The sequence below is a fragment of the Ensifer sp. NPDC090286 genome (assembly GCF_044769565.1).
Lineage (GTDB): Bacteria > Pseudomonadota > Alphaproteobacteria > Rhizobiales > Rhizobiaceae > Ensifer.
Genome location: NZ_JBIVYF010000007.1, coordinates 46527 through 70775 on the forward strand (window position 1 = coordinate 46527; position 24249 = coordinate 70775).

22 protein-coding genes are annotated in these 24249 nt (G+C 63.1%); 13 read left to right on the plus strand and 9 right to left on the minus strand.

Going from position 1 to position 24249, the window contains the following annotated elements; translation table 11 throughout:
• Positions 1 to 42 precede the first annotated feature (42 nt).
• Positions 43 to 834, plus strand: a complete 792-nt coding sequence (locus ACIQUG_RS29145) for an APH(3') family aminoglycoside O-phosphotransferase (protein ID WP_402325743.1) — start codon at positions 43 to 45, stop codon at positions 832 to 834.
• 50 nt (positions 835 to 884) lie between these two features.
• On the opposite strand, the gene ACIQUG_RS29150 is transcribed toward ACIQUG_RS29145, so the two are convergent.
• Together ACIQUG_RS29150 and ACIQUG_RS29155 are read right to left on the minus strand one after the other, a co-directional pair.
• The gene (locus ACIQUG_RS29150) at positions 885 to 1367 is read right to left on the minus strand and encodes a VOC family protein (RefSeq protein ID WP_043614772.1); all 483 of its coding nucleotides are present in this window, start codon (positions 1365 to 1367) and stop codon (positions 885 to 887) included.
• Positions 1368 to 1478: 111 nt separating this feature from the next.
• Positions 1479 to 1913 carry an Lrp/AsnC family transcriptional regulator gene (locus ACIQUG_RS29155; RefSeq protein ID WP_402325744.1) on the minus strand — a complete coding sequence of 145 codons (435 nt, stop codon included), beginning with the start codon at positions 1911 to 1913 and terminating at the stop codon, positions 1479 to 1481.
• 155 nt (positions 1914 to 2068) lie between these two features.
• Between ACIQUG_RS29155 and rocF the strand changes: the two genes are divergently transcribed.
• The 4 genes from rocF (at position 2069) to ACIQUG_RS29175 (ending at position 7206) form a co-directional block, all read left to right on the plus strand.
• A complete protein-coding gene (rocF, locus tag ACIQUG_RS29160) occupies positions 2069 to 2992 on the plus strand; it encodes an arginase (RefSeq protein WP_043614767.1) in 924 nt (307 codons plus the stop codon).
• Between the two features lie 26 nt (positions 2993 to 3018).
• Entirely contained in the window at positions 3019 to 4224 is a 1206-nt protein-coding gene (gene rocD, locus ACIQUG_RS29165) for an ornithine--oxo-acid transaminase (protein ID WP_043614764.1), read from the plus strand.
• 296 nt (positions 4225 to 4520) lie between these two features.
• Positions 4521 to 5000 (plus strand): chemotaxis protein CheW, encoded by a 480-nt coding sequence (locus tag ACIQUG_RS29170; RefSeq protein ID WP_034803080.1) that lies wholly within the window; start codon positions 4521 to 4523, stop codon positions 4998 to 5000.
• Positions 5001 to 5421: 421 nt separating this feature from the next.
• A complete protein-coding gene (locus tag ACIQUG_RS29175) occupies positions 5422 to 7206 on the plus strand; it encodes a methyl-accepting chemotaxis protein (RefSeq protein ID WP_402325747.1) in 1785 nt (594 codons plus the stop codon).
• A 145-nt stretch (positions 7207 to 7351) separates the two neighbouring features.
• Here the strand turns inward: ACIQUG_RS29175 and ACIQUG_RS29180 are convergent, their stop codons facing one another.
• The 7 genes from ACIQUG_RS29180 to ACIQUG_RS29210 all read right to left on the minus strand — a co-directional run bounded on the left by ACIQUG_RS29180 (position 7352) and on the right by ACIQUG_RS29210 (position 15344).
• Positions 7352 to 7585 carry a formate dehydrogenase subunit delta gene (locus tag ACIQUG_RS29180; protein WP_402325748.1) on the minus strand — a complete coding sequence of 78 codons (234 nt, stop codon included), beginning with the start codon at positions 7583 to 7585 and terminating at the stop codon, positions 7352 to 7354.
• Entirely contained in the window at positions 7575 to 8414 is an 840-nt protein-coding gene (gene fdhD / locus ACIQUG_RS29185; protein ID WP_402325749.1) for a formate dehydrogenase accessory sulfurtransferase FdhD, read from the minus strand. The genes ACIQUG_RS29180 and fdhD overlap by 11 nt, the downstream gene beginning before the upstream one ends.
• A gap of 21 nt (positions 8415 to 8435) precedes the next feature.
• A complete protein-coding gene (gene fdhF / locus ACIQUG_RS29190; protein ID WP_402325751.1) occupies positions 8436 to 11315 on the minus strand; it encodes a formate dehydrogenase subunit alpha in 2880 nt (959 codons plus the stop codon).
• A gap of 11 nt (positions 11316 to 11326) precedes the next feature.
• Entirely contained in the window at positions 11327 to 12883 is a 1557-nt protein-coding gene (locus tag ACIQUG_RS29195) for a formate dehydrogenase beta subunit (RefSeq protein ID WP_402325753.1), read from the minus strand.
• Positions 12880 to 13359, minus strand: a complete 480-nt coding sequence (locus tag ACIQUG_RS29200) for a formate dehydrogenase subunit gamma (RefSeq protein WP_402325754.1) — start codon at positions 13357 to 13359, stop codon at positions 12880 to 12882. Before ACIQUG_RS29200 ends, ACIQUG_RS29195 begins: the two co-directional genes overlap by 4 nt.
• 176 nt (positions 13360 to 13535) lie before the next feature.
• Positions 13536 to 14432 (minus strand): LysR family transcriptional regulator, encoded by an 897-nt coding sequence (locus ACIQUG_RS29205; protein WP_043626325.1) that lies wholly within the window; start codon positions 14430 to 14432, stop codon positions 13536 to 13538.
• Between the two features lie 144 nt (positions 14433 to 14576).
• On the minus strand, positions 14577 to 15344 hold the full coding sequence (locus ACIQUG_RS29210; protein WP_402325755.1) for an SDR family NAD(P)-dependent oxidoreductase: 768 nt from the start codon (positions 15342 to 15344) through the stop codon (positions 14577 to 14579).
• A gap of 172 nt (positions 15345 to 15516) precedes the next feature.
• On the opposite strand from ACIQUG_RS29210, the gene ACIQUG_RS29215 reads away from it, so the two are divergent.
• The 8 genes from ACIQUG_RS29215 to ACIQUG_RS29250 all read left to right on the plus strand — a co-directional run bounded on the left by ACIQUG_RS29215 (position 15517) and on the right by ACIQUG_RS29250 (position 24156).
• A complete protein-coding gene (locus tag ACIQUG_RS29215) occupies positions 15517 to 16281 on the plus strand; it encodes a DeoR/GlpR family DNA-binding transcription regulator (RefSeq protein WP_034802440.1) in 765 nt (254 codons plus the stop codon).
• Positions 16282 to 16412: 131 nt separating this feature from the next.
• Positions 16413 to 17930 (plus strand): glycerol-3-phosphate dehydrogenase, encoded by a 1518-nt coding sequence (glpD, locus tag ACIQUG_RS29220; RefSeq protein ID WP_402325756.1) that lies wholly within the window; start codon positions 16413 to 16415, stop codon positions 17928 to 17930.
• A 127-nt stretch (positions 17931 to 18057) separates the two neighbouring features.
• A complete protein-coding gene (locus ACIQUG_RS29225; RefSeq protein ID WP_402325758.1) occupies positions 18058 to 19128 on the plus strand; it encodes an ABC transporter ATP-binding protein in 1071 nt (356 codons plus the stop codon).
• 21 nt (positions 19129 to 19149) lie between these two features.
• Positions 19150 to 20220: an ABC transporter ATP-binding protein gene (locus ACIQUG_RS29230; RefSeq protein WP_402325760.1), complete on the plus strand. Its 1071-nt coding sequence runs from the start codon at positions 19150 to 19152 to the stop codon at positions 20218 to 20220.
• Positions 20221 to 20222: 2 nt separating this feature from the next.
• Complete coding sequence (locus ACIQUG_RS29235) at positions 20223 to 21089, plus strand: carbohydrate ABC transporter permease (RefSeq protein ID WP_402325761.1); 867 nt, start codon at positions 20223 to 20225, stop codon at positions 21087 to 21089.
• 22 nt (positions 21090 to 21111) lie between these two features.
• A complete protein-coding gene (locus ACIQUG_RS29240; protein WP_043619107.1) occupies positions 21112 to 21930 on the plus strand; it encodes a carbohydrate ABC transporter permease in 819 nt (272 codons plus the stop codon).
• Entirely contained in the window at positions 21930 to 22352 is a 423-nt protein-coding gene (locus ACIQUG_RS29245; protein ID WP_402325762.1) for a DUF2160 domain-containing protein, read from the plus strand. The genes ACIQUG_RS29240 and ACIQUG_RS29245 overlap by 1 nt, the downstream gene beginning before the upstream one ends.
• 82 nt (positions 22353 to 22434) lie before the next feature.
• A complete protein-coding gene (locus ACIQUG_RS29250) occupies positions 22435 to 24156 on the plus strand; it encodes an ABC transporter substrate-binding protein (RefSeq protein WP_327497821.1) in 1722 nt (573 codons plus the stop codon).
• Positions 24157 to 24249: the final 93 nt, after the last annotated feature.

Genomic DNA, 24249 nt, shown 5'->3' on the forward strand with positions numbered 1-24249 from the left:
CCGCACGCCCCATTTGTTTCATTCCTTTTTCAGGTGATTGCCTTGCCCTCTTCTTTTCCGCATCCCGAACTGCCCGCCCAATTCCACCCCTTCGTCGCCGGCTATCAGTGGAACCGTGATCTGCTCGGGCAATCCGACTCGAGCATCTTTCTCCTCAAGGCGCCCGATCGTCCCATGCTGGTTCTGAAGCTCGAGGAAGCCGGCCCGTTCAACGAGTTCGTCGACGAGGCGGCGCGGCTTGATTGGCTGGCATCAAAGGACGTGCCTTGCCCCCGGGTGATCGCCCGCGCCTTCGGCGCGGAAACCAACTGGCTGCTGCTGCAGGCCGTGGAAGGGACAGACCTCGCCTCCACGACATTGTCGCCCAAGGACCAGATCGTCATCCTTGCCGACGCCCTGAAGCGACTGCATGCGCTGGATATCGCCACCTGCCCCTTCGATCATCGGATCGAAAAGCGCGTCGCCATCGCGAAAGCACGCACCCAGGCCGGCGTGATCGACGAGAGCGACTTCGACGAAACGCGGCTCGGCCGCACGGCGGCGGATCTCTTTGCCGAACTGCAGGCGCGCATGCCCCAAGCCGGCAAGCTCGTCGTCACCCATGGCGACGCCTGCCTGCCGAACATCATCGAGAAGAACGGCCGGTTTTCCGGCTTCATCGATTGCAGCCGGCTGGGCGTCGCCGACCCCTATCAGGACATCGCACTCGCCTGCCGCAGCGTCGCCTACAATCTCGGCGAGGAATGGGTTCAACCGTTTCTGACCCGCTACGGTATCGACAAGGACGATTCCGAGAAACGCGACTTCTACTGCCTGCTCGACGAGTTCTTCTGATCGCGTAGCCATCAAAGCATATGCTCAGGCAGCGAAAGGCCCGCAACGCCTCAGGCGGCGTTGCGGGCCTCGATGCTCAGGTCGACGATATCGGCATCTTCCATGGCGTTGAACAACGCCCAGATATGGCCGAAGGGATCAATGAAGGCGCCGACGCGATCGCCCGTCGACAAGGTTTCGGCCGCATTGCGAAGGCTTGCTCCGGCGCCGATCGCCCGGCCGATGACGCGATCGACGTCGCGCACATGCAGTTCCAGGATCACCGCCGTCGTGCCGAGCGCATGCGGCGAGCGCGGCCCGCCAAGCTTGGGCTCGGCATCGCGGCGCGGGTTGGCCCCGGCAATCCGAAACACCGATTCCCCGATCCTCAAGTCCGCACTCGTCAGAATGCCGCTTGGCCATTCATGCCGCTGCAGCAGTTCGGCACCGAGCGCTTCGCGATAGAAGGCGATGGCGCGATCCTCGTCGCCATGCCTGACGAACAGCTTCACACAGATCTGCCGATCGGCAAGCCTGCCGCCATTGGCAACCATGACATCCTCCATCTTGGGTGAGGCGGCCATCATAGCGGAACACGAGAACAAATCAAGAACAATTCGACTCCGAGAGGCATTTTCCTCGCCGGTTCGAGCCGCCCGCAACGTTCAGAATGCGCCGGTCATCTTGCTGGTTTTCAACAGAATATTCGTCTCCGTGACGGTGATGCCGTCGATCAGACGGATGCGCCGCAGCGTCTCGTCGAAGGAGACGAGATCGCGGTCCTGAAGCTCGGCGATAAAATCCCAGCGGCCATTGGTGCTGTGCAGCGCGCGCACCTGCGGCAGGCCGCGCAACTGCTCGGCAACACGGTCGGCCATCTTGCCGTGCACCTCGATCATGACCACGGCACGAACGCCCGAAGCCGGAATTTCCGCACCGGTACGGATGGTAAAAGCGGCGATCGTGCCGTTCGCGACCAGCCTGTCGATGCGGGCAGTGACCGTCGCCCGCGACACGCCCGTCATTTCCGATAGCGTCGAAACGGGAATGCGCGCATTCTGCCGCAGCGCGCTGATGAGCGCCTGGTCGAGATCATCCATTGCCTGTCACTTTGTAAAATGGGGCTTATCAATCTGTCGAATTTAGCTCACTAATCGGCAGTTTTCCATCTTTTTGCTGACGCCCATTTTCGCCATAATCCACACATCCCGAACGGGATCACATGGGAATTATCTTGAGAAGGAATCGGGCGGACATGACGACCATCACGCTGATCGGCGCACCCATCGAGGAAGGTTCTGGACGGCGCGGCGCGGCCATGGGCCCGACGGCCCTGCGTATCGCCGGGATCGACACGGTGCTGCGCGACCTCGGCCATACGGTTCACGACGAAGGCGACGTCAAGCCGCTGCCGGCCCGCGACCTTGCCAACCATCCGGGCGCCAACAACCTGCAGATCGTCGCAGCCTTCGCCCGTGCGCTGCATGATTCCGTGCACGACACCGTGCGCAAGGGCCACTTCCCGATCATCCTGGGTGGCGACCACGCGCTTTCCATGGGCAGCGTCTCCGGCATGGCGCGCTACGCCGCCGACGTCGGCCGACCGCTCTTCGTGCTCTGGCTCGACGCCCATGCCGACTTCAACTCGCCGTCGACCTCGCCCTCCGGCAACATGCACGGCATGCCCGTGGCCTTCTTCTGCGGCCAGGCGGAATTTGCCCCGATCCTGCCGTCCGACCGTCCGCTCGTCGACCCAACCAAGGTCTTCCAGGTCGGCATCCGCTCGGTCGACGACCGCGAGCGTGAAGAGATCGCCGAGCATGGCGTCCGCGTTTATGACATGCGCGCCGTCGACGAACTCGGCATGGCCCATATCATGCGCCAGATCCTCGAAGAGGTTCGCGCCGCCAACGGCCTGCTGCATGTCAGCCTCGACGTCGACTTCATGGATCCGGACCTTGCGCCCGGCGTCGGCACCACCGTCCCCGGCGGCGCCACTTTCCGCGAAGCGCACCTGATCATGGAAATGCTCTGGGAAAGCGGGCTTGTTTCCTCGCTCGACGTCGTCGAGCTCAACCCCTTCCTCGACGACCGCGGCAAGAGCGCGCGCGTCCTGGTCGAACTGACGGCAAGCCTCTTCGGCCGCCGCGTTCTCGACCGGCCGACCCGCAGCGCCTGAGAAGAAAGACAAACGGAGGACGATATATGAACACGACGGCAGCCCTGATCGAAACCGAATACCGGCTCGGCGCCCATAACTACAAACCGCTCGACGTGGTGCTCTCGCGCGGCGAAGGCGTCTATGTCTGGGACATGGAGGGCAATCGCTACCTCGATTGTCTCTCGGCCTACTCCGCCGTGAACCAGGGCCACTGCCACCCGAAGATCCTGCAGGCGATGATGGAGCAGGCGCAGAAGCTGACGCTGACCTCCCGCGCCTTCCGCAACGACCAGCTGGCGCATTTCTACGAAGAGATCGCAGCGCTCACCGGCTCGCACAAGGTGCTGCCGATGAACTCGGGCGCGGAAGCCGTCGAGACCGCCGTCAAGGCGGTGCGCAAGTGGGGCTATGAGGTCAAGGGCGTGGCCGAGAACAAGGCCGAGATCATCGTCTGCTCCAACAACTTCCACGGCCGCACCATGGGCATCGTCGGCTTCTCCACCGACCCGGACGCCCGCACGGGCTTCGGCCCGTTCGCGCCCGGCTTCCGCGTCGTGCCTTTCGGTGACATCGACGCCTTCCGCGCGGCGATCAACGAAAACACCGTCGCCTTCCTCGTCGAGCCGATCCAGGGCGAAGCCGGCGTCATCGTACCGCCGGTCGGCTACTTCACGACGGTACGCGAACTCTGCACCAAGCACGGCATCACGCTGATACTCGACGAGATCCAGACCGGTCTCGGCCGCACCGGCAAGCTGCTTGCCGAAGAGCATGAGGCGATCGAAGCCGACGTGACGCTGATCGGCAAGGCTCTATCAGGCGGTTTCTACCCGGTTTCGGCCGTGCTTTCGAATTCCGAAGTGCTCGGCGTCCTGAAGCCCGGCCAACACGGCTCGACCTTCGGCGGCAATCCGCTCGCCTGCGCCATTGCCCGTGCCGCGCTGAAGGCGCTGACGGAAGAAGGCATGATCGAGAACTCGGCGAAAATGGGCGAGCGCTTCCAGAAGGGCCTCACCGACATCCGTTCCAACATCATCAAGGAAGTGCGCGGTCGCGGCCTGATGCTGGCCGTGGAGCTGGTGCCGGAAGCCGGCGGCGCCCGCAAGTATTGCGAAGCGCTGAAAGGGCTCGGAATCCTCGCCAAGGACACCCACGGCGACACCATCCGCATCGCGCCCCCGCTCGTCATCACTGCCGAGCAGGTGGATTGGGCGGTCGAACAGTTCGCCAAGGTTCTCGCTTCCGCCTGATCGTCGTGGATCCGACACCTTCAATCGCGCCCCGGCTTCAACCGGGGCGCAATGTCTTTAAGCTCTTGCAAAAGCAAGTCTTAACGAATCCCGGCCTATAGTCCTTTCCCAAAGCGCAAAGCGGTTCCTCCGCGCATGATGCAGCTGCGCCCTGCCGGATGTAATCGGCGGACTGGAAGGATCTCTCCTTTATGGACCATTGGCCGCGCATCACGCGCCGTCAGCCATGCGGAGAGATCTGGAGTTTGGCGATGTCGCGCCCAGAGGCGTCGACCGGAAAGCTGGAAGGACCTTCGATGACAAGCACACTCAGGACGGCCGGGTTCGACGGCGAGACGCTGGAAATCATTGCGTTCCGCCTCCACGATCAGGAATTCTGCGTCAAGACGACGACGATCCGTGAAATCCGCGGCTGGGCGCCCTCGACGCCCATCCCGCATTCGCCGCCGGAAGTGATCGGCGTCATGAACCTGCGCGGCACGGTGATCCCGATCATCGACCTCGCCCACAAGCTCGGCATGAAATCGACCACCGCCAACGAGCGCAGCGCCATCGTCGTCGCCGAAGTGCACAACATGGTGATCGGCCTCGTCGTCGACCGCGTGTCGGACATTCTCACGGTCCAGGGCAGCCAAGTGCAGCCGGTGCCGGAAGTCACGGCCTCCTTCGACAAGAGCTTCGCCGAAGGCATCATTGCCAACGAAACCGGCATGATCTGCTTCCTGAACCTCGCCCGCATGTTCAAGGAACGCGAGGTCGAGGAACTGGCCGCCTAAAGCAACAGGTCATCGATATTCAAGGCCGTCCGGCGTCTCGTCGGGCGGCTTTTTTGTTGGTTATTTGCTCAACCAGAGGGCAATACTTTAGAAAAACAGGAGAAACTAATTCAACTAAAATTGGGATCTACGAGTTCTTACAACTGAAATTTGATAGTTGCTATTTTAACACCTGCTTAATAGTCCTATCACTAACCTAGATTGTATAAACACGGCGCCTGGGCATGAAGCCCGACAGTTCGAACTCTCCTCACGAAGTACGAATTCGCTGACCCGGTGGGCCGGCGCGGGACGACCAGACATTTTTCGGCAGGCCGGCATTTGTCTTAGTCCGGGAGTTGCGCCGCTTCGGCCCCGCAAACCCTGTCAAAGAAGGCACGAAGCCCCCGGCTTGAGCCAACAAAACGAGAAGAGGGTTAAAATGTTCGCTCTCGGAAAAATTGCAGACGCGAACCAGATCATCGCCGCGCTCTCGAAGTCGCAGGCCATCATCCAGTTCGACCTGACCGGCAAGATCCTGACTGCCAATGAGAATTTCTGCCAGGCTCTTGGTTACAGCCTCAACGAAATCGTCGGCCAGCACCACCGCATGTTCTGCTCCGCCGACTACGCCCAGACGCAGGAATATCGCGACTTTTGGGCCCGGCTCGGCCGCGGCGAATTCGACGTCAATGCCTACAAGCGTGTCGCCAAGGGCGGCCGCGAAATCTGGATCCAGGCGACCTACAACCCGGTGCTTCGCAACGGCAAGCCCTACAAGGTGGTCAAGTTCGCCAGCGACATCACCGCCGCCAAGGCAAGGGCCACGGAAGATGCCGGCAAGCTCGACGCGATCTCCCGCTCACAGGCCGTGATCGAGTTCACGCCATCGGGCGAGATCCTGACCGCCAACGAAAACTTCTGCGCCGCGCTCGGCTACAGCCTGCAGGAAATCCAGGGCAAGCACCACAGCATGTTCTGCGAGCCGAACTATGCCCGCACCGCCGAATATGCCGACTTCTGGAAACGGCTCGCCGCCGGCGAGTTCTTCTCCAACGAGTTCGTGCGCTACGGCAAGGGTGGCAAGGAAATCTGGATCCAGGCGGCCTATAACCCGATCCGCGACTTCAGCGGCAAGGTCTACAAGGTCGTCAAGTTCGCGACCGATGTCAGCGAGCGCATGAGCGCCATCAACAGCCTCGGCGCGGGCCTGCGGGCGCTCGCCGAAGGCGATCTGACGCGAAACCTCGACACGCCCTTCGTGCCGAGCATGGAAGCGGTGCGCACAGACTTCAACGACGCGACCGCCAAGCTGCGCGGGGCGATGCGGACCGTCGGCGACAATGCCAGCGCGATCGCCTCCGGTGCCCGCGAAATCCGGGCCGCCGCCGACGACCTGTCGAAGCGCACCGAACAGCAGGCCGCTTCCGTGGAAGAGACCGCCGCAGCGCTCGACGAGATTACCACGACCGTCTCGGACTCCAGCCGCCGCGCCGAGGAGGCGGGGGGCCTGGTCGCCAAGACCAAGGCCGGTGCCGAACGCTCCGGCAATGTGGTCAAGAGCGCGATCGGCGCGATGGACCAGATCGAACAGTCGTCCCGCGAAATTTCCAACATCATCGGCGTGATCGACGACATCGCCTTCCAGACGAACCTTTTGGCGCTGAACGCCGGTGTCGAAGCGGCCAGAGCCGGTGAGGCCGGCAAGGGCTTCGCCGTTGTCGCCCAGGAAGTGCGCGAACTGGCGCAGCGCTCGGCCAGTGCCGCCAAGGACATCAAGGCGCTGATCGGCACCTCCACCGAACACGTCAAGAACGGCGTGTCGCTGGTCGGCCAGACCGGGGCGGCGCTCGAAGAAATCCTCGTCCAGGTCCAGGAGATCAACGCCAACGTCTCGGCGATCGTCGAAGCCGCCCGCGAACAATCGACCGGTCTCAAGGAGATCAACCAGGCGGTCAACTCGATGGACCAGGCGACCCAGCAGAACGCCGCCATGGTCGAGGAAAGCACGGCGGCCAGCCACGCCATGGCCCGCGAGGCGGAAGCGCTGCACGAACTGCTCCGCCAGTTCCGCTACGGCGAGCAGGCCCAGGTCGTCGATGCAAACCGCCATATCGAAGATCGCGCGCAGCCGTCACGCCTGCACGCCACCGCCCGCGCCTTACGCGGCGGCCAACGAACGAGCCTCGCTGCGGCACCGGCCGCGGATGGCTGGCAGAATTTCTGAGCGCACATCCCTGCACCCCGCGCTCGGGAATGGGGAAGGCGGCGACCGGTAGCCGCCTTCCCTTAAATCTTTTCGGAAGAGTACCCGCTTGGGAAAACGCGCTGTCGATGAGCGCGCAGAAGCTCTGGCGGGTAAAGGAGACAGTCTAAGCCGCTTCCGGACGCTTGATCTTTGCGGCCGCCTCCAGCACCAGCGGCGTCAGGCCTTCGCCGCCCTTGTCGATATGCTCGAACAGTTTGCGCCGCATGCGCGGCTCCCAATACTTGTTGATATGGGTGGCAACGCCTTGGGCGGCCTCGCTCTCGGGCTGGCTCTTGAAGAAGGTGGCGATCTGGTTCGCCATGTAGATCAGCTTGGTGTTGGTATTGTCATGCGACATCGACGGCAGCTCCGGACTTGATGCGTTCGGCATGGGTGAAAATCTCGAACTCGTCGCCGCGCACGAGCGCAATCAGCGTCATGCCTGCAGCTTCGGCCGTGCGGATGGCGAGCGCCGTCGGCGCCGAGATGGCAATGATCACGGGGCTGCCGACGACCGCCGTCTTCTGCACCATCTCGACGGAGACACGGCTGGTGACGACGACAGCGCCCTCGCTTCCCTTGAAACCAGCGCGTGCCGAAGCACCGATCAACTTGTCGAGCGCATTGTGGCGGCCGACATCCTCGCGCACGGCAATCAGCCCGCGGCCAGGCACATAGAAAGCGGCACCGTGCACGGCCCGCGTCTCGAAATGGAGCGGCTGCTGACCGTTAAGCAGCGACACGGCCGAAACCACGTCCTCCTGCGACAGCGTCAATCTCGAACGAGAAACGTCCGGCGTCGGCCGTACCGCCTGCTCGATCGATTCGATGCCGCAAAGACCGCAACCGACCGGCCCCGCCATGTGCCGTCGGCGCTGGCGCAGCATGTCGTTCTCTTCGTCCTGAAGCACAATCTGCAGGTCGATACCGAGATTGCCGGCGACCGTCTCCGAGACGATCTCCACCGTTTCGATCTGACCGGGATCGGTGATGATGCCCTCGGTCAGGCTGAAGCCGACGGCGAAATCCTCGAGATCGCCGGGTGTCGCCATCATCACCGCATGGGTCGAGCCGCCATAGCTGAACGCGACCGGCGTCTCCTCCGGCACGGCCCGCGCGCCGCCCCGGAGCGCGCCGTTGCGGCGGGCGGCCTCGGGAACGGTCTTGGATGTCTTAAATGTCGCCATGATCGATCGCAGTGCGGGCCATCACTCGGCCGCCTCCAGCTTGCCGGAAATCCGGCGCGACTGGCGGGCCTGCTCGTCATAGTCCACCTGCCAGTCCGAAGGACCGTTCGACGGCATCACCTGCACTGCCGTCACCTTGTATTCCGGGCAGTTGGTCGCCCAGTCGGAGAAGTCGGTCGTGATGACGTTCGCCTGCGTCGATGGATGGTGGAAGGTGGTGTAGACGACGCCGGGCGCGACGCGATCGGTGATCAGCGAGCGAAGCGTCGTCTCGCCGGCACGGCTTGCCAGCCTGATCCAGTCGCCGTCACGGATGCCGCGCTGTTCGGCGTCGTGCGGATGGATCTCCAGCCGGTCTTCCGCATGCCAGACGACGTTGTCGGTGCGCCGCGTCTGGGCGCCGACATTGTACTGGCTGAGGATACGGCCGGTGGTCAAAAGCAGCGGGAAACGTGGGCCGGTGCGTTCGTCCGTCGCCACATATTCGGTGCGAATGAACTTGCCCTTGCCACGCACGAAGCCGTCGACATGCATGATCGGCGAACCCTCGGGATGTGCCTCGTTGCAGGGCCACTGCACCGAGCCCATTTTCTCGAGATAGTCGTAGGAGACGAGCGCGAAGCTCGGCGTCGTCGCGGCGATCTCGTCCATGATTTCCGACGGATGACGATAGTTCCAGTTGAGGCCCATGGTCTGCGCCAGCTTCTGCGTGACCTCCCAGTCGGCATAGCCGTTCTTCGGCGTCATCACCTTGCGCACCCGGTTGATGCGGCGCTCGGCATTGGTGAAGGTGCCGTCCTTCTCAAGGAAGGTCGAGCCCGGCAGGAAGACATGCGCATAGTTGGCGGTCTCGTTGAGGAACAGGTCGTGCACGACGACGCATTCCATCGCAGCGAGGCCGGCGGCCACATGCTTGGTGTCCGGATCCGACTGCAGGATGTCCTCGCCCTGGATGTAGAGGGCCTTGAACGTGCCGTCGACGGCGGCATCGAGCATGTTGGGGATGCGCAAGCCGGGCTCGTTGGAGATCTCGACGCCCCAGAGCTTCTCGAAGGTTTCGCGCGTCGCATCGTCCGACACGTGGCGATAGCCCGGCAGTTCGTGCGGGAAAGAGCCCATGTCGCAGGAGCCCTGCACGTTGTTCTGGCCACGCAGCGGGTTCACGCCGACGCCCGGCCGGCCGATATTGCCGGTGACCATGGCGAGGTTGGCAATCGCCATGACCGTCGTCGAGCCCTGGCTGTGCTCGGTGACCCCGAGGCCGTAGTAGATCGCGCCATTGCCGCCGGTGGCGTAGAGCCTTGCGGCGCCACGCACCAGGTCGGCCGGTACGCCGGTATAGGCCTCGGTCGCCTCGGGGCTATGGTAGGGCTCGGCGACGAAGGCGGCCCAATCCTCGTATTCCGACCAGTCGCAGCGCTCGCGGATGAACTTCTCGTTGGCGAGGCCTTCGGTGACGATCACATGGGCGATCGAGGTCAGGATGGCGACATTGGTGCCGGGCTGCAGCGGCAAGTGATAGGCCGCCTCCACATGCGGCGAGCGCACGATGTCGGTGCGGCGCGGATCGATGACGATCAGCTTGGCGCCTTCGCGTAAGCGCTTCTTCAGTCGCGACCCGAAGACCGGATGGCCGTCGGTCGGGTTGGCGCCGATGATGACGGCGACGTCGGTGAACTCGACTGAATCGAAGTTCTGCGTACCGGCAGAGGTGCCGAAGGCCTGGCCGAGGCCGTAGCCTGTCGGCGAGTGGCAGACGCGGGCGCAGGTGTCGACGTTGTTGTTGCCGAAGCCGGCGCGCACCAGCTTCTGCACCAGATAGGTCTCTTCATTGGTGCAGCGCGACGAGGTGATGCCGCCAACGGAATCGCGACCGTACTGATACTGGATCCGCCGGAACTCGGAAGCCACATGCGCATAGGCCTCCTCCCAGGTAACCTCGCGCCAGGGATCGGAGATCTTCTCGCGGATCATCGGGTTGAGGATGCGGTCCTTGTGGTTGGAATAGCCATAGGCGAAGCGGCCCTTGACGCAGGAGTGGCCGCGGTTCGCCTGGCCGTCCTTCCACGGCACCATGCGCACCAGCTCTTCGCCGCGCATCTCCGCCTTGAACGAGCAGCCGACGCCGCAATAGGCGCAGGTCGTCACCTCGGAATGTTCCGGCTGGCCGATCTCGATCACGGACTTTTCGGTGAGCGTCGCGGTCGGGCAGGCCTGCACGCAGGCGCCGCAGGAGACGCATTCAGACGACAGGAAGTCTTCCGCCATGCCGGCCGAAACGCGGCTGTCGAAGCCACGGCCGCCGATCGTCAGCGCGAAGGTACCCTGCACTTCCTCGCAGGCGCGCACACAGCGCGAACAGACGATGCATTTTGCCGGATCATAGGTGAAATAGGGATTGGACTCGTCCTTCGGCATCCACTTGGCGTTGATCTCGCCATTGTTGCGCGCCGTGACGTGGTTCTCGCCCTCATAGCCGTAGCGCACGTCGCGAAGACCCACGGCACCGGCCATGTCCTGCAGCTCGCAATCGCCATTGGCAGCACAGGTCAGACAGTCGAGCGGGTGATCGGAGATGTAGAGCTCCATCACCCCGCGCCGCACATCCTTCAGCCGCGGCGTCTGGGTGGAGACCTCGATGCCGGCCGCAACGGGCGTCGTGCAGGACGCCGGCATGCCGTTGCGCCCCTTGATCTCGACCAGACAGAGCCGGCAGGAGCCGAAGGCGTCCATCATGTCGGAAGCGCAGAGTTTTGGCACCTCGATGCCCGCATCCATCGCCGCCCGCATGATCGAAGTGCCCTCGGGCACCGTGACCTCGCGGCCGTCGATCGTCAGCGTCACCAGCTTTTCGGACTTGGAAGCAGGAGTGCCGTAGTCGATTTCATGAATGAGAGACATGGTCTTCCTCCTCACTCCGCCGCTTCAACGCGCGGTGCCGGCTGAAAATCATCCGGGAAATGGGTCATCGCGCTCATGACGGGATAGGGCGTGAACCCGCCCAGCGCACAGAGCGAACCGTACTTCATCGTGTTGCAGAGATCGGCGAGCAGCTCGCGGTTCTTCTCCGGCTCGATGCCGGCGGCGATCCTGTCGGCGACCTCGACACCGCGGGTCGAACCGATGCGGCAGGGCGTGCACTTGCCGCAGCTTTCAACCGCACAGAACTCCATCGCGAAACGGGCTTGGTTGAGCATGTCGACCGTATCGTCGAAAACGACGATGCCGGCGTGGCCGATGAGGCCGTCGCGCGCGGCAAAAGCCTCATAGTCGAACGGCGTGTCGAACAGGGCGCGCGGGAAATAGGCGCCGAGCGGACCGCCGACCTGCACGGCCTTCACCGGCCGGCCGCTCGCCGTGCCGCCGCCGATGTGATCGACGATCTCGCCGAGCGCCAGGCCGAAGGCGGTCTCAAAGAGGCCGGCATGCTTGACGTTGCCGGCGATCTGGATCGGGATCGTGCCGCGCGACCGGCCCATGCCGAAGTCGCGGTAATAGGCAGCGCCCTTGTCCATGATGATGGGGACGGAGGCGAGCGAGATCACGTTGTTGATCACGGTCGGACAGTCGAACAGGCCCTTATGGGCCGGAAGCGGCGGCTTGGCGCGCACGATGCCGCGCTTGCCTTCGAGGCTGTTCAGAAGCGCCGTTTCCTCGCCGCAGACATAGGCGCCGGCACCCTCGCGCACTTCCATGTCGAAGGCACGGCCCGAGCCGAGCACCGAAGGCCCGAGCACACCGGCCTTGCGGGCGATCTCGATCGCCGCGGCCATCGCCGCGATCGCATGCGGGTATTCGGAGCGGGTATAAATGAAGCCCTTGGTGGCGCCGGTCGCAATGCCGGCGATCGCCATGCCCTCGATCAGGACGAAGGGATCGCCTTCCATGATCATCCGGTCGGCAAAGGTGCCGCTGTCGCCTTCGTCGGCGTTGCAGACGATGTATTTGCGCGCGCCCGCCGCATCGAGAACGGTCTTCCATTTGATGCCGGTCGGAAAGCCCGCGCCGCCGCGGCCGCGAAGGCCGCTCTCAGTCACTTGCGCGACGATGTCCTGCGGCGCCATCGCAATGGCGTTGCGCAGGCCTGCGAGCCCGCCATGGGCCTGGTAATCGTCGAGCGACAGCGGATCGATGATGCCGCAGCGCGCAAAAGTCAGACGCGTCTGCTGCTTGAGGAAGGGGATCTCCTCGGTCTTCCCGAGACAGAGTGCATGATCACCGCCCTCGAGCAGGCCGGCATCGAGCAGCGAGGGAACGTCACGTGCCTTGACCGGGCCATAGGCCACGCGGCCGCCATCGGTTTCCACCTCGACCAGCGGTTCCAGCCAATGCATGCCGCGCGAACCGTTGCGCACGATCACCGCGTCAAGGCCGCGGGCTGCGACCGCCTCGCTCATCGCCTTTACGACCTTCTCGGCGCCGAGCGCGATCGCTGCCGCATCGCGCGGGATGTAGATCTTCACCGTCATCGCCGCGCCTCCTGAACAAGTGCTTCGAGGTCAGTGGCGTCGACCCGGGCATGCACCTCTCCGTCCAGCATGGCGGAGGGTGCACAGGAACAGAGCCCGAGACAGTAGACCGGCTCCAGCGTCACGGCTCCGTCAGGCGTCGTCTGGTGAAAATCGATACCGAGCAGCCGCTTGGCGCGTTCGGCAAGCGCGTCGCCGCCCATCGACTGGCAAGCCTCGGCGCGACAGAGCTTCAGCACGTGGCGCCCGGCCGGGCGCTCGCGGAAATCATGGTAGAAGCTCATGACGCCGTAGACTTCGGCGCGCGAGAGGTTGAGTTCGCGGGCAATCACCGGAAGACATTCCTGCGGCACATAGCCGAACTCTTCCTGCAGCTCATGCAGGATCGGCAGCAAGGGCCCTTCGAGCCTCTTCAGCTCCTCGACGATGGCGAGCGTGGTCTCCGCGATATCGGCACGCGGCTGATGGATGTTCAACGGGAGCCCTCCCGGCTCAAGGGCGAGACGGCAGCACCCGAAACGGGCGACCGGCCCAGCCGACATTTCACTTCTGGCGAAGGCCGTTCCTCGGCGGTCTCCGGCCATGATCAAAAAGCTTCGCGCTTATGGCCGCATGGGTCAATAAGGCTGTTCCGTCGGTCGATAGAAAAAATCTATTGAACCTGATTTCGCTCGCCGAGAATGCGTGCTTCGTGCAGCAAAGCTGAGACCAGCGGCGTAAACGGCTCACGATGCGTCGCAACCAGACCGACCGTGTGACGGGCGTCCGGATCGACGATCGGGATCATCCGGATATCTTCGTGAAAACCGAATGATTTCGCGACGTTGAACGGCATGATACTGGCCCATCGACCGGTGCGCACATGGGAAAAAAGCACGATCATCGAGTTCGATTCGAGCGTCGGCTTGGCGACGGCGCCAGCCTCCGAAAAATGCTGGTTGATGATGCGCCGGTTCTGCATATCGGCCGTCAATAGACAAAGCCGAACGTCGCTAACCTCTTTCCACGTCACGCTTTCCCGCTCCGAAAGCGGCGTTCCGGCGGCGGTGACGAGGTGATAGCGCTCGACCTGGAGCGGAACGCTGGTCACCCGGCCGAGCGGCTCGTTCTCCAGATAGGTGAGCCCCGCATCGATCTCGAGATTTTCGAGCAACGCCAGGATCTGCACCGATGTCGTCGACAGCACGGAAAAGGTGACATCAGGGTGCTTTTCCTGGAAAGGTGCTGTGATCATCGGCACCATGGCAAGCGTCGTCGGCACCGCGGCCAGTCGGATATGCCCGGAAAGACCCTTGCGCGCCGCCCGCATCTCCTCGCGCATGGTGCGGGCATCGCCGACGATGCGGCGCGCCCATTCGAGCACGCGCTGCCCCTCGGGCGTCAGGCCCTGAAAGCGCGATCCGCGGCTGACGAGCATGACGCCGAGCTGGTCCTCGAGCTGGCGAATGGCCGCCGACAGCGTCGGCTGCGTCACGCCGCACTCCTCCGCCGCCCGGCCAAAGTGCCGTTCGCGTGCAAGGACGAGGAACATTTCCAGCTTGTCGATCATGGCTACCCTTTGAGGACTGGTCTGGCCCTCCCCCTGCGGTCAAGGTCGAATGAATACGGTGCGGCTTGTCTCTGCTCTCCGCCTATAAGAGCCTGCAAGAGAAGGTGTCGGCAGGTGGATGCGGGGCAAATGCTGATCCCCTGTTCACACGATCAATTGCCCGCCATTCACTTCCAGCACCTGGCCGGTGATGTAGCCCGACAAGGCATGCGAGGCGAGGAAGAGATAGGCCGGTGCGCAGTCTTCCGCCGTGCCGAGCCGGCCGAGCGGAATGGTCTTTCGCGTCGCCTCCAGTTTCTCTGCCGACGAGTAGCGCTCGTGGAAGTCGGTGGTGATCGTGCCGGGCGAAACGCAGTTGACCCGGATGCCCTCAGGCGCAAGTTCCCGCGCCAAGGCCTTGGAATAGGTGGAGACGAAGGCCTTCGTCGCCGAGTAGATCGACGACCCGGCGCTGCCGCCGGTCAGTGCCGAGATCGACACGGTGTTGACGATCGCCGGATGCGTGCCCTTGCGCAACAGCGGCAGCATCGCCCGCGTCATCTCGACGACGGCGGTCTGGTTGAGCTGGACGACGGTCTGGTACTGCTCGTCGGTCAGCTCCGCCGCCGGGAAGCGGCCAACCATGGTTCCGGCATTGTTGATCAGGATATCGACACTCTCGAACCGGCTGCGCACCACATCGGCCAGCCCCTCGACACCATCCGGCGCGAGAAAGTCCGCTGTCGCCACATGGGCCCGGCCTTCCGTCGCCGCCGTTTCGAGAAAATCGGGCAGGTCGCCGATCGACCGGCCGGCATGGACGAGCACATGCGCGCCGCAATCCAGGAACTGGCGGGCAACCTCCAGCCCGATGCCGCGCCCGGCACCGGTGATCACGACGGTCATGCCCTTGAACAAGGCCGGATGAAACATGTCTTTCCCCTCTTCACTCCTGAGGCAGGGTCGCCTATCGCCGTAGCGAATGCAACGCGCGCCGACACCCTGGCCTCGCTGCGAAAGCGATTTCGTCGCAAACGCCGAATCTGAAATTGCATGGCTTTCGTTTTTGCATATTATGAAACAAAACGAAAATGGGGAGGACGGAATGTATTTGACCGGTCGGCAGGAGGAGATCCTGGAACTGGCAAAAAGCGAGGGACGGGTGCTGGTCGAGGAACTGGCGCAGCGCTTTTCCGTCACGCCGCAAACCATCCGAAAGGACCTGAACGATCTCTGCGACGCCAAGATCCTGAACCGCATTCATGGCGGTGCGATCTTCCCGAGCGGCAAGGAAAACGTCAAATACGACGCCCGCCGCCAGATCGCGGCACCGGAGAAACAGGCGATCGGCAAGGCCGCCGCCGAGCTCATCCCCGACAACGCGTCGCTTTTCATCAACATCGGCACGACGACCGAAGCCGTGGGCGAGGCCCTGCTCGACCACAAGGAACTGATGGTCATCACCAACAACATCAATGTCGCCAACCGCTTACGCGTCTTCCCCTCGATCGAGGTGGTGATCACCGGCGGCGTCGTCCGCGGCTCGGACGGCGGCATCGTCGGCGAGGCCGCCGTCGACTTCATCAAGCAGTTCAAGGTCGACTTCGCTGTCATCGGCGCCTCGGCGATCGACCATGACGGTGCGCTTCTCGATTTCGATTTTCGCGAAGTGAAAGTCGCCCAGGCGATCATCGCCAATGCCCGCCATGTCATCCTGGTTTCCGACTCGACCAAGTTCGAAAGAACCGCGCCTGTTCGCATCGGCCATATCTCGCAGGTTCAGACCTTCATCACCGATCGCTGTACGCTCGAAAATGTCAGGAAAATCTGTGTCGAACAGGATGTTCGCCTGATCGAAACCGACGCCTGAAGCCGGAGATTTAGACACCCCTTAAGATTCGCAGTGCATTCGTTTGACATTCGATATGTTTTCGTTTTAACTGATTTCACTTTCGCTGATGCATCAATTTGTGCATCGCGAAATGTGGAGGGGAAACAGCAGTGTCAGAGCAGGCAATCTACGACGTCTTCGTCATCGGCGGCGGCATCAACGGATGCGGCATCGCGCGCGACGCGGTCGGCCGTGGATACTCGGTCGCCTTGGCCGAAATGAACGACTTCGCCTCCGGCACGTCCTCCGGCTCCACCAAGCTCATTCACGGCGGCCTGCGCTACCTCGAACATTACGAATTCCGCCTCGTGCGCGAAGCGCTGATGGAGCGCGAAGTGCTCTGGGCGATGGCGCCGCACGTCATCTGGCCGATGCGCTTCGTACTGCCCTATCACAAGGGCGGCCTGCGCCCGGCCTGGCTCATCCGCCTCGGCCTCTTCCTTTATGACCATATCGGCGGCCGCAAGCTGCTGCCGGCAACGGCGACGCTGGACATGAACCGCGATCCCGCCGGCAAGCCGCTGAAGCGCCTGTTCAACAAGGCGTTCGAATATTCCGACGGCTGGGTCAACGACGCCCGCCTGGTGGTGCTCAACGCCCGCGACGCTGCCGATCGCGGCGCCGTCATCATGGCGCGCACCCGCGTCGTCTCGGCACGGCGCGACGGCGCCCTCTGGACGATCGAAACCGAAAACCAGGCAACCGGCGAACGCAAGACGCTCAAGGCCCGCATGCTCATCAACGCTGCCGGCCCGTGGGTCGACGCGGTTCTCTCGGGCGCGCTCGGCAAGAACGACGTGCACAATGTCCGCCTCGTGCAGGGCAGCCATATCGTTGTGAAAAAGAAGTTCGACGATCCGCGCGCCTACTTCTTCCAGAACCCGGATGGCCGCATCATGTTCGCCATCCCTTACGAAGAAGATTTCACGCTGATCGGCACCACCGACCGCGACTATACCGGCAACCCGGCCGATGTCCGCATCAGCGACACAGAGGTCGATTATCTCTGCCAGGCAGCGAGCGAATATTTCCTCGAGCCGGTGACGAAGGACGATATCGTCTGGACCTATTCGGCCGTTCGCCCGCTCTACGACGACGGCGCCAGCAAGGCGCAGGAAGCAACGCGCGACTACGTGCTTCGGGTCGAGGGCGACAAGGGTGCGGCACCGCTGCTCAACGTCTTCGGCGGCAAGCTCACGACCTATCGCCGTCTCGGCGAGTCCGCCCTCGAAAAGATCGGCGAGGCGATCGGCGTCAAGGGGTCGAAATGGACGGCCGGCTCCAGGCTTCCGGGCGGTGATTTTCCTGCCCAGGGCTACGGCGACGAAGTCGCAAGACTGCAGAAGCAATATCCCTTCCTTGCGCGCCAGCATGCGCGTCGCCTCGTGCGCCTCTATGGCACGCGCGCCGCAGCGCTGCTCGGTTCGGCGTCGAACGAGGCCGCTCTTGGCCACCATTTCGGGGCCGATCTCTACGAGGCCGAGGTCAAGTGGCTGATGACGCAGGAATGGGCACGGCACGCCGAGGACGTGCTGTGGCGGCGAACGAAGCTGGGATTGAAGCTGACGCCGGGCGAGGCGGTAGCGCTGGAGGAATACATGCGGGGCGCGGCCAACGCAGCCGCCTGAGAACGCTCGCATGCAATGCATTTCCACGGGCGCGCGCGTCCGGAAATGCAGAAGACCGATGAGATAGAGCGTTTCCGCGCTGGGGTGGAAAACGCTCGGACTGCCTTAAGGCTGGGTGGAGAATTCAATGCTTGAAATGAAGAAGATATCCAAGGTCGTGGGCGGGGAGACGCACATCTACCCGACCGACCTGGTGCTGGAGAGGGGGTCGCTGAACGTTCTGCTCGGCCCGACCCTTTCCGGCAAGACGTCGCTGATGCGGCTGATGGCCGGCCTCGACAAGCCCGCCTCCGGTTCGCTGCTTTTCGACGGTGCCGACGTCACCGGCCTGCCGGTGCAGAAGCGCTCGGTCGCCATGGTCTACCAGCAGTTCATCAATTATCCGGCGATGACGGTCTATGAGAACATCGCCTCGCCGATGCGCATCAGCGGCGCCGACGCCGCCACGATCGACCGCGAAGTGCGCAAGGCCGCCGATCTCTTGAAGCTGACGCCCTATCTCGACCGCACGCCCTTGAACCTCTCGGGCGGCCAGCAGCAGCGCACGGCACTTGCGCGCGCCATCGTCAAGAATGCCGATCTCGTGCTGCTCGACGAACCGCTCGCCAACCTCGACTACAAGCTGCGCGAGGAACTGCGTGAAGAACTGCCGAAGATCTTCGCCGCCTCCGGCGCGATCTTCGTCTACGCGACCACCGAGCCCTCGGAAGCACTGCTGCTCGGCGGCAATACGGCTGCCATGAGCCAGGGCCGCATTACCCAGTTCGACAGGACGATCGACGTCTATCGCCGCCCGGTCGACCTGATCACCGCCCGCACCTTCGCCGATCCGCCGCTCAACTGCATCGAACTGGTCAAGTCGGGCGCGGCCTTCACGCTCGACGGCAAGCCAGTGCTGACGGTGCCCACGCATCTGGCTGGCATCGCCGACGGTCCCTGCACGGTCGCGTTCCAGCCGCACCACATTTCATTCGACCGCCCGCACGGCGGCGGCGACGCGCTCACCGTCAAGACGGCGATCTCCGAGATCGCCGGCTCCGAAAGCTTCATTCACGTCGGCTTTGCCAATGCGCGCTGGGTGATGCTGGCGCCGGGCATTCACGACATCGAACCCGACGCGACCCTGGATGTCTTCGTCGATACCCGCCACCTCATGGCCTTCGGGCCGGACGGACGCGCCATCGGCGGCGCGGCCTAAAGGGGGCGCTGGGAGGAAAACATGGCACGCATCAATCTCAACCATATCCGCCACGCCTATGGCGCCAAGCCGAAGTCGGAAAACGACTACGCGCTGAAGGAAGTGCACCACGAGTGGAACGACGGCGGCGCTTATGCGCTGCTCGGGCCCTCCGGCTGTGGCAAGACCACGCTGCTCAACATCATCTCCGGCCTGATCAACCCGTCCGAAGGCGAGATCCTCTTCGACGGCAAGGACGTGACGCATCTGTCGACCCAGGAACGCAACATCGCCCAGGTGTTCCAGTTCCCGGTCATCTACGACACGATGACGGTCTACGACAATCTGGCCTTCCCGTTGCGCAACCGGCATGTGCCGGAGGCCGAGGTCGACCGCCGCGTCAAGGAAACGATCGAAATGATCGGCCTTGGCGGCTGGGCGAAGAAGACGGCTCGCGGGCTTACCGCCGACCAGAAGCAGAAGATCTCGCTCGGCCGCGGCCTCGTGCGCAACGACGTCAGCGCCATCCTGTTCGACGAGCCGCTGACGGTCATCGATCCGGAAATGAAGTGGGTGCTGCGCTCGCAGATCAAGCGGCTGCACAAGCAGTTCGGCTTCACCATGGTCTACGTCACCCACGACCAGACCGAGGCGCTCACCTTCGCCGACAAGGTCGTCGTCATGTATGACGGCCAGATCGTGCAGATCGGCACGCCGGCCGAACTCTTCGAGCGTCCCCGCCACACCTTCGTCGGCTACTTCATCGGCTCGCCGGGCATGAACGTGCTGCCGGTCAAGCTCGACGGCAACACCGCAACGGTCGGCGGCGAGCAGCTGGGCCTCACCTTCCAGCCCACGGTCAAGGCCGGGGCCAAGACCGAGCTCGGCATCCGTCCGGAATTCGTCTCGCTCGGCCGCGAGGGCATGCCCGTCTCGATCACCAAGGTCGAGGATATCGGTCGCCACAAGATCGTGCGCGCCCGTTTCGCCGACCAGCCGATCTCGATCATCGTCGACGAGGACGGCGAGATTCCCGCCGAACCGCGCGTCACCTTCGATCCGAAAGCCATCAACATCTACGCCGATTCCTGGCGCGTCGGCGAGGAGGCCTGACCATGGAGAAAACCTGGAACAACAAGGCCTGGTTCATGGTGCTGCCGGTCCTCGTGCTGGTCGCCTTCTCGGCCGTCATCCCGCTGATGACCGTCGTCAACTATTCGGTCCAGGACACCTTCGGCAACAACCAGTTCTTCTGGGCGGGCACCGACTGGTACGTGCAGGTGCTGACGTCGGACCGCTTCTGGGACGCGCTCACCCGCAACCTGATCTTTTCGGCGATCATTCTGGCGATCGAGATCCCGCTCGGCATCATCATCGCGCTCAACATGCCGAAAAAGGGCCTCGGCGTACCGGTCTGCCTCGTGCTGATGGCGCTGCCGCTCTTGATACCGTGGAACGTCGTCGGCACCATCTGGCAGGTCTTCGGCCGCGTCGACATCGGCTTGCTCGGCCGCACGCTCGAAGCGATCGGCATCAACTACAATTACGTGCAGAACCCCGTTGCCGCCTGGGTGACGCTGATCGTCATGGACGTCTGGCACTGGACGAGCCTCGTCGTGCTGCTCTGCTATGCCGGGCTCGTCTCGATCCCCGACGCCTATTACCAGGCGGCCAAGATCGACGGCGCCTCGCGCTGGTCGGTCTTCCGCTACATCCAGCTGCCGAAGATGAAGCGCGTTCTGCTGATCGCCTTCCTGCTGCGGTTCATGGATAGCTTCATGATCTACACCGAGCCCTTCGTCGTCACCGGCGGCGGCCCGGGCAACTCGACCACCTTCCTGTCGATCGACCTCGTCAAGACGGCCATCGGCCAGTTCGACCTCGGTCCGGCGGCAGCGCTATCGATCATCTACTTCCTCATCATCCTGCTGCTCTCGTGGATCTTCTACACCGTGATGACCACGAGCGACGCGCAGGGCTGACAAAGGCGGGAGGAGAAACAAAATGCAAAAACAACCACTTACCGAACGCCTTTCCTGGCTGGTGCCGACGATCTACATCGTCTTCCTGCTCCTGCCGATCTACTGGCTCGTCAACATGAGCTTCAAGGAAACGAGCGAGATCCTCAGCACCTTCTCGCTCTGGCCGGTCAATCCGACGCTCCGGAACTATGAGGTGATCTTCACCGATCCGTCCTGGTACAACGGCTATATCAACTCGATCATCTACGTCGTCATGAACACGGTGATCTCGGTGACGGCGGCACTGCCGGCGGCCTACGCCTTCTCGCGCTACCGCTTCCTCGGCGACAAGCACCTGTTCTTCTGGCTCTTGACCAACCGCATGGCGCCGCCGGCCGTCTTCGCCCTGCCCTTCTTCCAGCTCTATTCGGCCTTCGGCCTGATCGACACGCACATCGCAGTGGCGCTTGCGCACTGCCTGTTCAACGTGCCGCTCGCCGTCTGGATCCTGGAAGGCTTCATGTCGGGCGTACCGAAGGAGATCGACGAAACCGCCTATATCGACGGTTACTCGTTCCCGCGCTTCTTCGTGAAGATCTTCATGCCGCTGATCGCGTCCGGCATCGGTGTCGCCGCCTTCTTCTGCTTCATGTTCTCCTGGGTCGAACTGTTGCTAGCCCGCACGCTGACGACCACGGACGCCAAGCCGATCGCCGCCACCATGACCCGCACGGTTTCCGCCTCCGGTCTCGACTGGGGCGTGCTCGCCGCTGCCGGCGTGCTCACCATCATTCCGGGCGCGCTGGTGATCTATTTCGTTCGCAACTACATCGCCAAGGGCTTTGCCCTGGGGAGGGTATGATGACCGCTCAACCCATTCGCAAGGCCCGTTGGCAACTGCCGTTTGCCGCCGTTCTCGTCGTTTACGCCGCCGTTGCGGGGCTGCTCTTCAGCATGCTGCCGATCAAGGACGGCGCGCGCGACTGGTTCGCGCCGCTCATAGCCGGTGGCTGGATGGCCTGGTCGTTTCCGTCGGCCATGTTCTTCCTCACCATCTTCGCGCTGCTGTCGATGATGGCGGTCTGGGAATATGCCTCGCCCGGTGGCAACCCGCGCGTCGGCATCCTGCGCTTCGAGACGACACGCGGCGATCGCCTCTTCGTGTCGCTGCTCGGCAGCGCCTTCATTCACCTCGCATGGCTCGGCTTCGTCGGCGGGCAGAACCTGTGGTGGGCGCTCGCGCTCTCCCTGGTCTATGCCGTCGGCGTCTTCCGCTACGTCTGAGGCGAACCGATTTGAGGGGCCGCTAAACCAGCGACCCCTCGAAAGCCAAAGAACCGCATTCGCAAACCTAAGGGAGGGAATTATGCGACGGCATCTTTTGACTACGACGGCAGCTATGCTGCTGGCATTCACCGGCACCGCATTCGCCGGCATGGACGAAGCCAAGAAGTTCCTCGACACCGAAATCGGCGACATGTCCTCGCTCGACCGCGCGGCGCAGGAAGCCGAAATGCAGTGGTTCGTCGATGCGGCGAAGCCTTTTGCCGGCATGGAAATCAAGGTCGTTTCCGAAACGATCACCACCCATGAATACGAATCGAAGACGCTCGCCAAGGCCTTCTCCGACATCACCGGCATCAAGATCACCCACGACCTGATCGGCGAAGGCGACGTCGTCGAAAAGCTGCAGACGCAGATGCAGTCGGGCGAAAACGTCTATGACGCCTATATCAACGACTCGGATCTGATCGGTACCCATTGGCGCTACCAGCAGGCCCGCAGCCTGACCGACTTCATGGCCAATGAAGGCAAGGACGTCACCAACCCGAACCTCGACATCGACGACTTCATCGGCAAGTCCTTCACGACAGCACCTGACGGTAAGCTCTACCAGCTGCCCGACCAGCAGTTCGCGAACCTCTACTGGTTCCGCTACGACTGGTTCAACGACGAGAAGAACAAGGCGGACTTCAAGGCGAAGTACGGCTACGACCTCGGCGTTCCGGTCAACTGGTCCGCTTACGAAGACATCGCCGAGTTCTTCACCGGTCGCGAAGTCGACGGCAAGAAGGTCTATGGCCACATGGACTACGGCAAGAAGGACCCGTCGCTCGGCTGGCGCTTCACCGACGCCTGGCTGTCGATGGCCGGCAACGGCGACAAGGGCATTCCGAACGGCAAGCCGGTCGACGAATGGGGCATCAAGGTCGACGAGAATTCGCGTCCGGTCGGCTCCTGCGTTGCCCGCGGTGGCGACACCAACGGCCCGGCTGCCGTCTACTCCATCCAGAAGTACCTCGACTGGATGAAGGCTTACGCTCCGGCTGCCGCCCAGGGCATGACCTTCTCGGAATCCGGCCCGGTCCCGTCGCAGGGCGAAGTCGCCCAGCAGATGTTCACCTACACGGCGTTCACCGCCGACTTCGTGAAGCCCGGTCTGCCGGTTGTCAACGAGGACGGCACGCCGAAGTGGCGTTTTGCTCCAAGCCCGCATGGCGTCTACTGGAAGGACGGCATGAAGCTCGGTTACCAGGACGCCGGTTCCTGGACGCTTCTGAAGTCCACGCCTGACGATCGCGCCAAGGCCGCCTGGCTCTATGCGCAGTTCGTGACCTCGAAGACCGTCGACGTGAAGAAGAGCCATGTCGGCCTCACCTTCATCCGCCAGTCGACGCTGGACCACAAGAGCTTCACGGACCGCGCTCCGAAGCTCGGCGGTCTGATCGAGTTCTACCGTTCGCCGGCCCGCCTGCAGTGGTCGCCGACCGGTACGAACGTTCCTGACTATCCGAAGCTGGCGCAGCTGTGGTGGCAGGCGATCGGCGATGCATCCTCGGGTGCCAAGACCGCTCAGGAAGCCATGGACTCGCTGTGCGCCGAGCAGGAGAAGGTTCTCTCCCGTCTCGAACGCTCGGGCGTTCAGGGCGACATCGGTCCGAAGCTCGCCGAAGAGCACGATCTCGAGTACTGGAACAAGGACGCCGTTTCCAAGGGCAACCTCGCTCCGCAGCTGAAGATCGAGAACGAGAAGGAAAAGCCGCAGACCGTCAACTACGACGACCTGGTCAAGAGCTGGCAGAAGTAACAGGAAGGCCGCCCCAACCGGGCGGCCTTTTCCTTTCAGGAGATGCGGCACCGGGGTCGGCAACGGCCCCGGTATTTCTTTGCCGGCTGCCGG

What these genes read in the sequence shown, in the direction of transcription:
- ACIQUG_RS29225 (WP_402325758.1), top strand. Translation starts at nt 18,058, where the DNA reads ATGCTTGAAATGAAGAAGATATCCAAGGTCGTGGGCGGGGAGACGCAC.
- rocD (WP_043614764.1), top strand. Translation starts at nt 3,019, where the DNA reads ATGAACACGACGGCAGCCCTGATCGAAACCGAATACCGGCTCGGCGCC.
- ACIQUG_RS29230 (WP_402325760.1), top strand. Translation starts at nt 19,150, where the DNA reads ATGGCACGCATCAATCTCAACCATATCCGCCACGCCTATGGCGCCAAG.
- ACIQUG_RS29180 (WP_402325748.1), bottom strand. Translation starts at nt 7,585, where the DNA reads ATGTCGCATGACAATACCAACACCAAGCTGATCTACATGGCGAACCAG.
- ACIQUG_RS29170 (WP_034803080.1), top strand. Translation starts at nt 4,521, where the DNA reads ATGACAAGCACACTCAGGACGGCCGGGTTCGACGGCGAGACGCTGGAA.
- fdhF (WP_402325751.1), bottom strand. Translation starts at nt 11,315, where the DNA reads ATGTCTCTCATTCATGAAATCGACTACGGCACTCCTGCTTCCAAGTCC.
- ACIQUG_RS29175 (WP_402325747.1), top strand. Translation starts at nt 5,422, where the DNA reads ATGTTCGCTCTCGGAAAAATTGCAGACGCGAACCAGATCATCGCCGCG.
- rocF (WP_043614767.1), top strand. Translation starts at nt 2,069, where the DNA reads ATGACGACCATCACGCTGATCGGCGCACCCATCGAGGAAGGTTCTGGA.
- ACIQUG_RS29210 (WP_402325755.1), bottom strand. Translation starts at nt 15,344, where the DNA reads ATGTTTCATCCGGCCTTGTTCAAGGGCATGACCGTCGTGATCACCGGT.
- fdhD (WP_402325749.1), bottom strand. Translation starts at nt 8,414, where the DNA reads ATGGCGACATTTAAGACATCCAAGACCGTTCCCGAGGCCGCCCGCCGC.
- ACIQUG_RS29150 (WP_043614772.1), bottom strand. Translation starts at nt 1,367, where the DNA reads ATGGTTGCCAATGGCGGCAGGCTTGCCGATCGGCAGATCTGTGTGAAG.
- ACIQUG_RS29250 (WP_327497821.1), top strand. Translation starts at nt 22,435, where the DNA reads ATGCGACGGCATCTTTTGACTACGACGGCAGCTATGCTGCTGGCATTC.
- ACIQUG_RS29245 (WP_402325762.1), top strand. Translation starts at nt 21,930, where the DNA reads ATGACCGCTCAACCCATTCGCAAGGCCCGTTGGCAACTGCCGTTTGCC.
- ACIQUG_RS29195 (WP_402325753.1), bottom strand. Translation starts at nt 12,883, where the DNA reads ATGACGGTGAAGATCTACATCCCGCGCGATGCGGCAGCGATCGCGCTC.
- ACIQUG_RS29240 (WP_043619107.1), top strand. Translation starts at nt 21,112, where the DNA reads ATGCAAAAACAACCACTTACCGAACGCCTTTCCTGGCTGGTGCCGACG.
- ACIQUG_RS29155 (WP_402325744.1), bottom strand. Translation starts at nt 1,913, where the DNA reads ATGGATGATCTCGACCAGGCGCTCATCAGCGCGCTGCGGCAGAATGCG.
- ACIQUG_RS29205 (WP_043626325.1), bottom strand. Translation starts at nt 14,432, where the DNA reads ATGATCGACAAGCTGGAAATGTTCCTCGTCCTTGCACGCGAACGGCAC.
- ACIQUG_RS29235 (WP_402325761.1), top strand. Translation starts at nt 20,223, where the DNA reads ATGGAGAAAACCTGGAACAACAAGGCCTGGTTCATGGTGCTGCCGGTC.
- ACIQUG_RS29215 (WP_034802440.1), top strand. Translation starts at nt 15,517, where the DNA reads ATGTATTTGACCGGTCGGCAGGAGGAGATCCTGGAACTGGCAAAAAGC.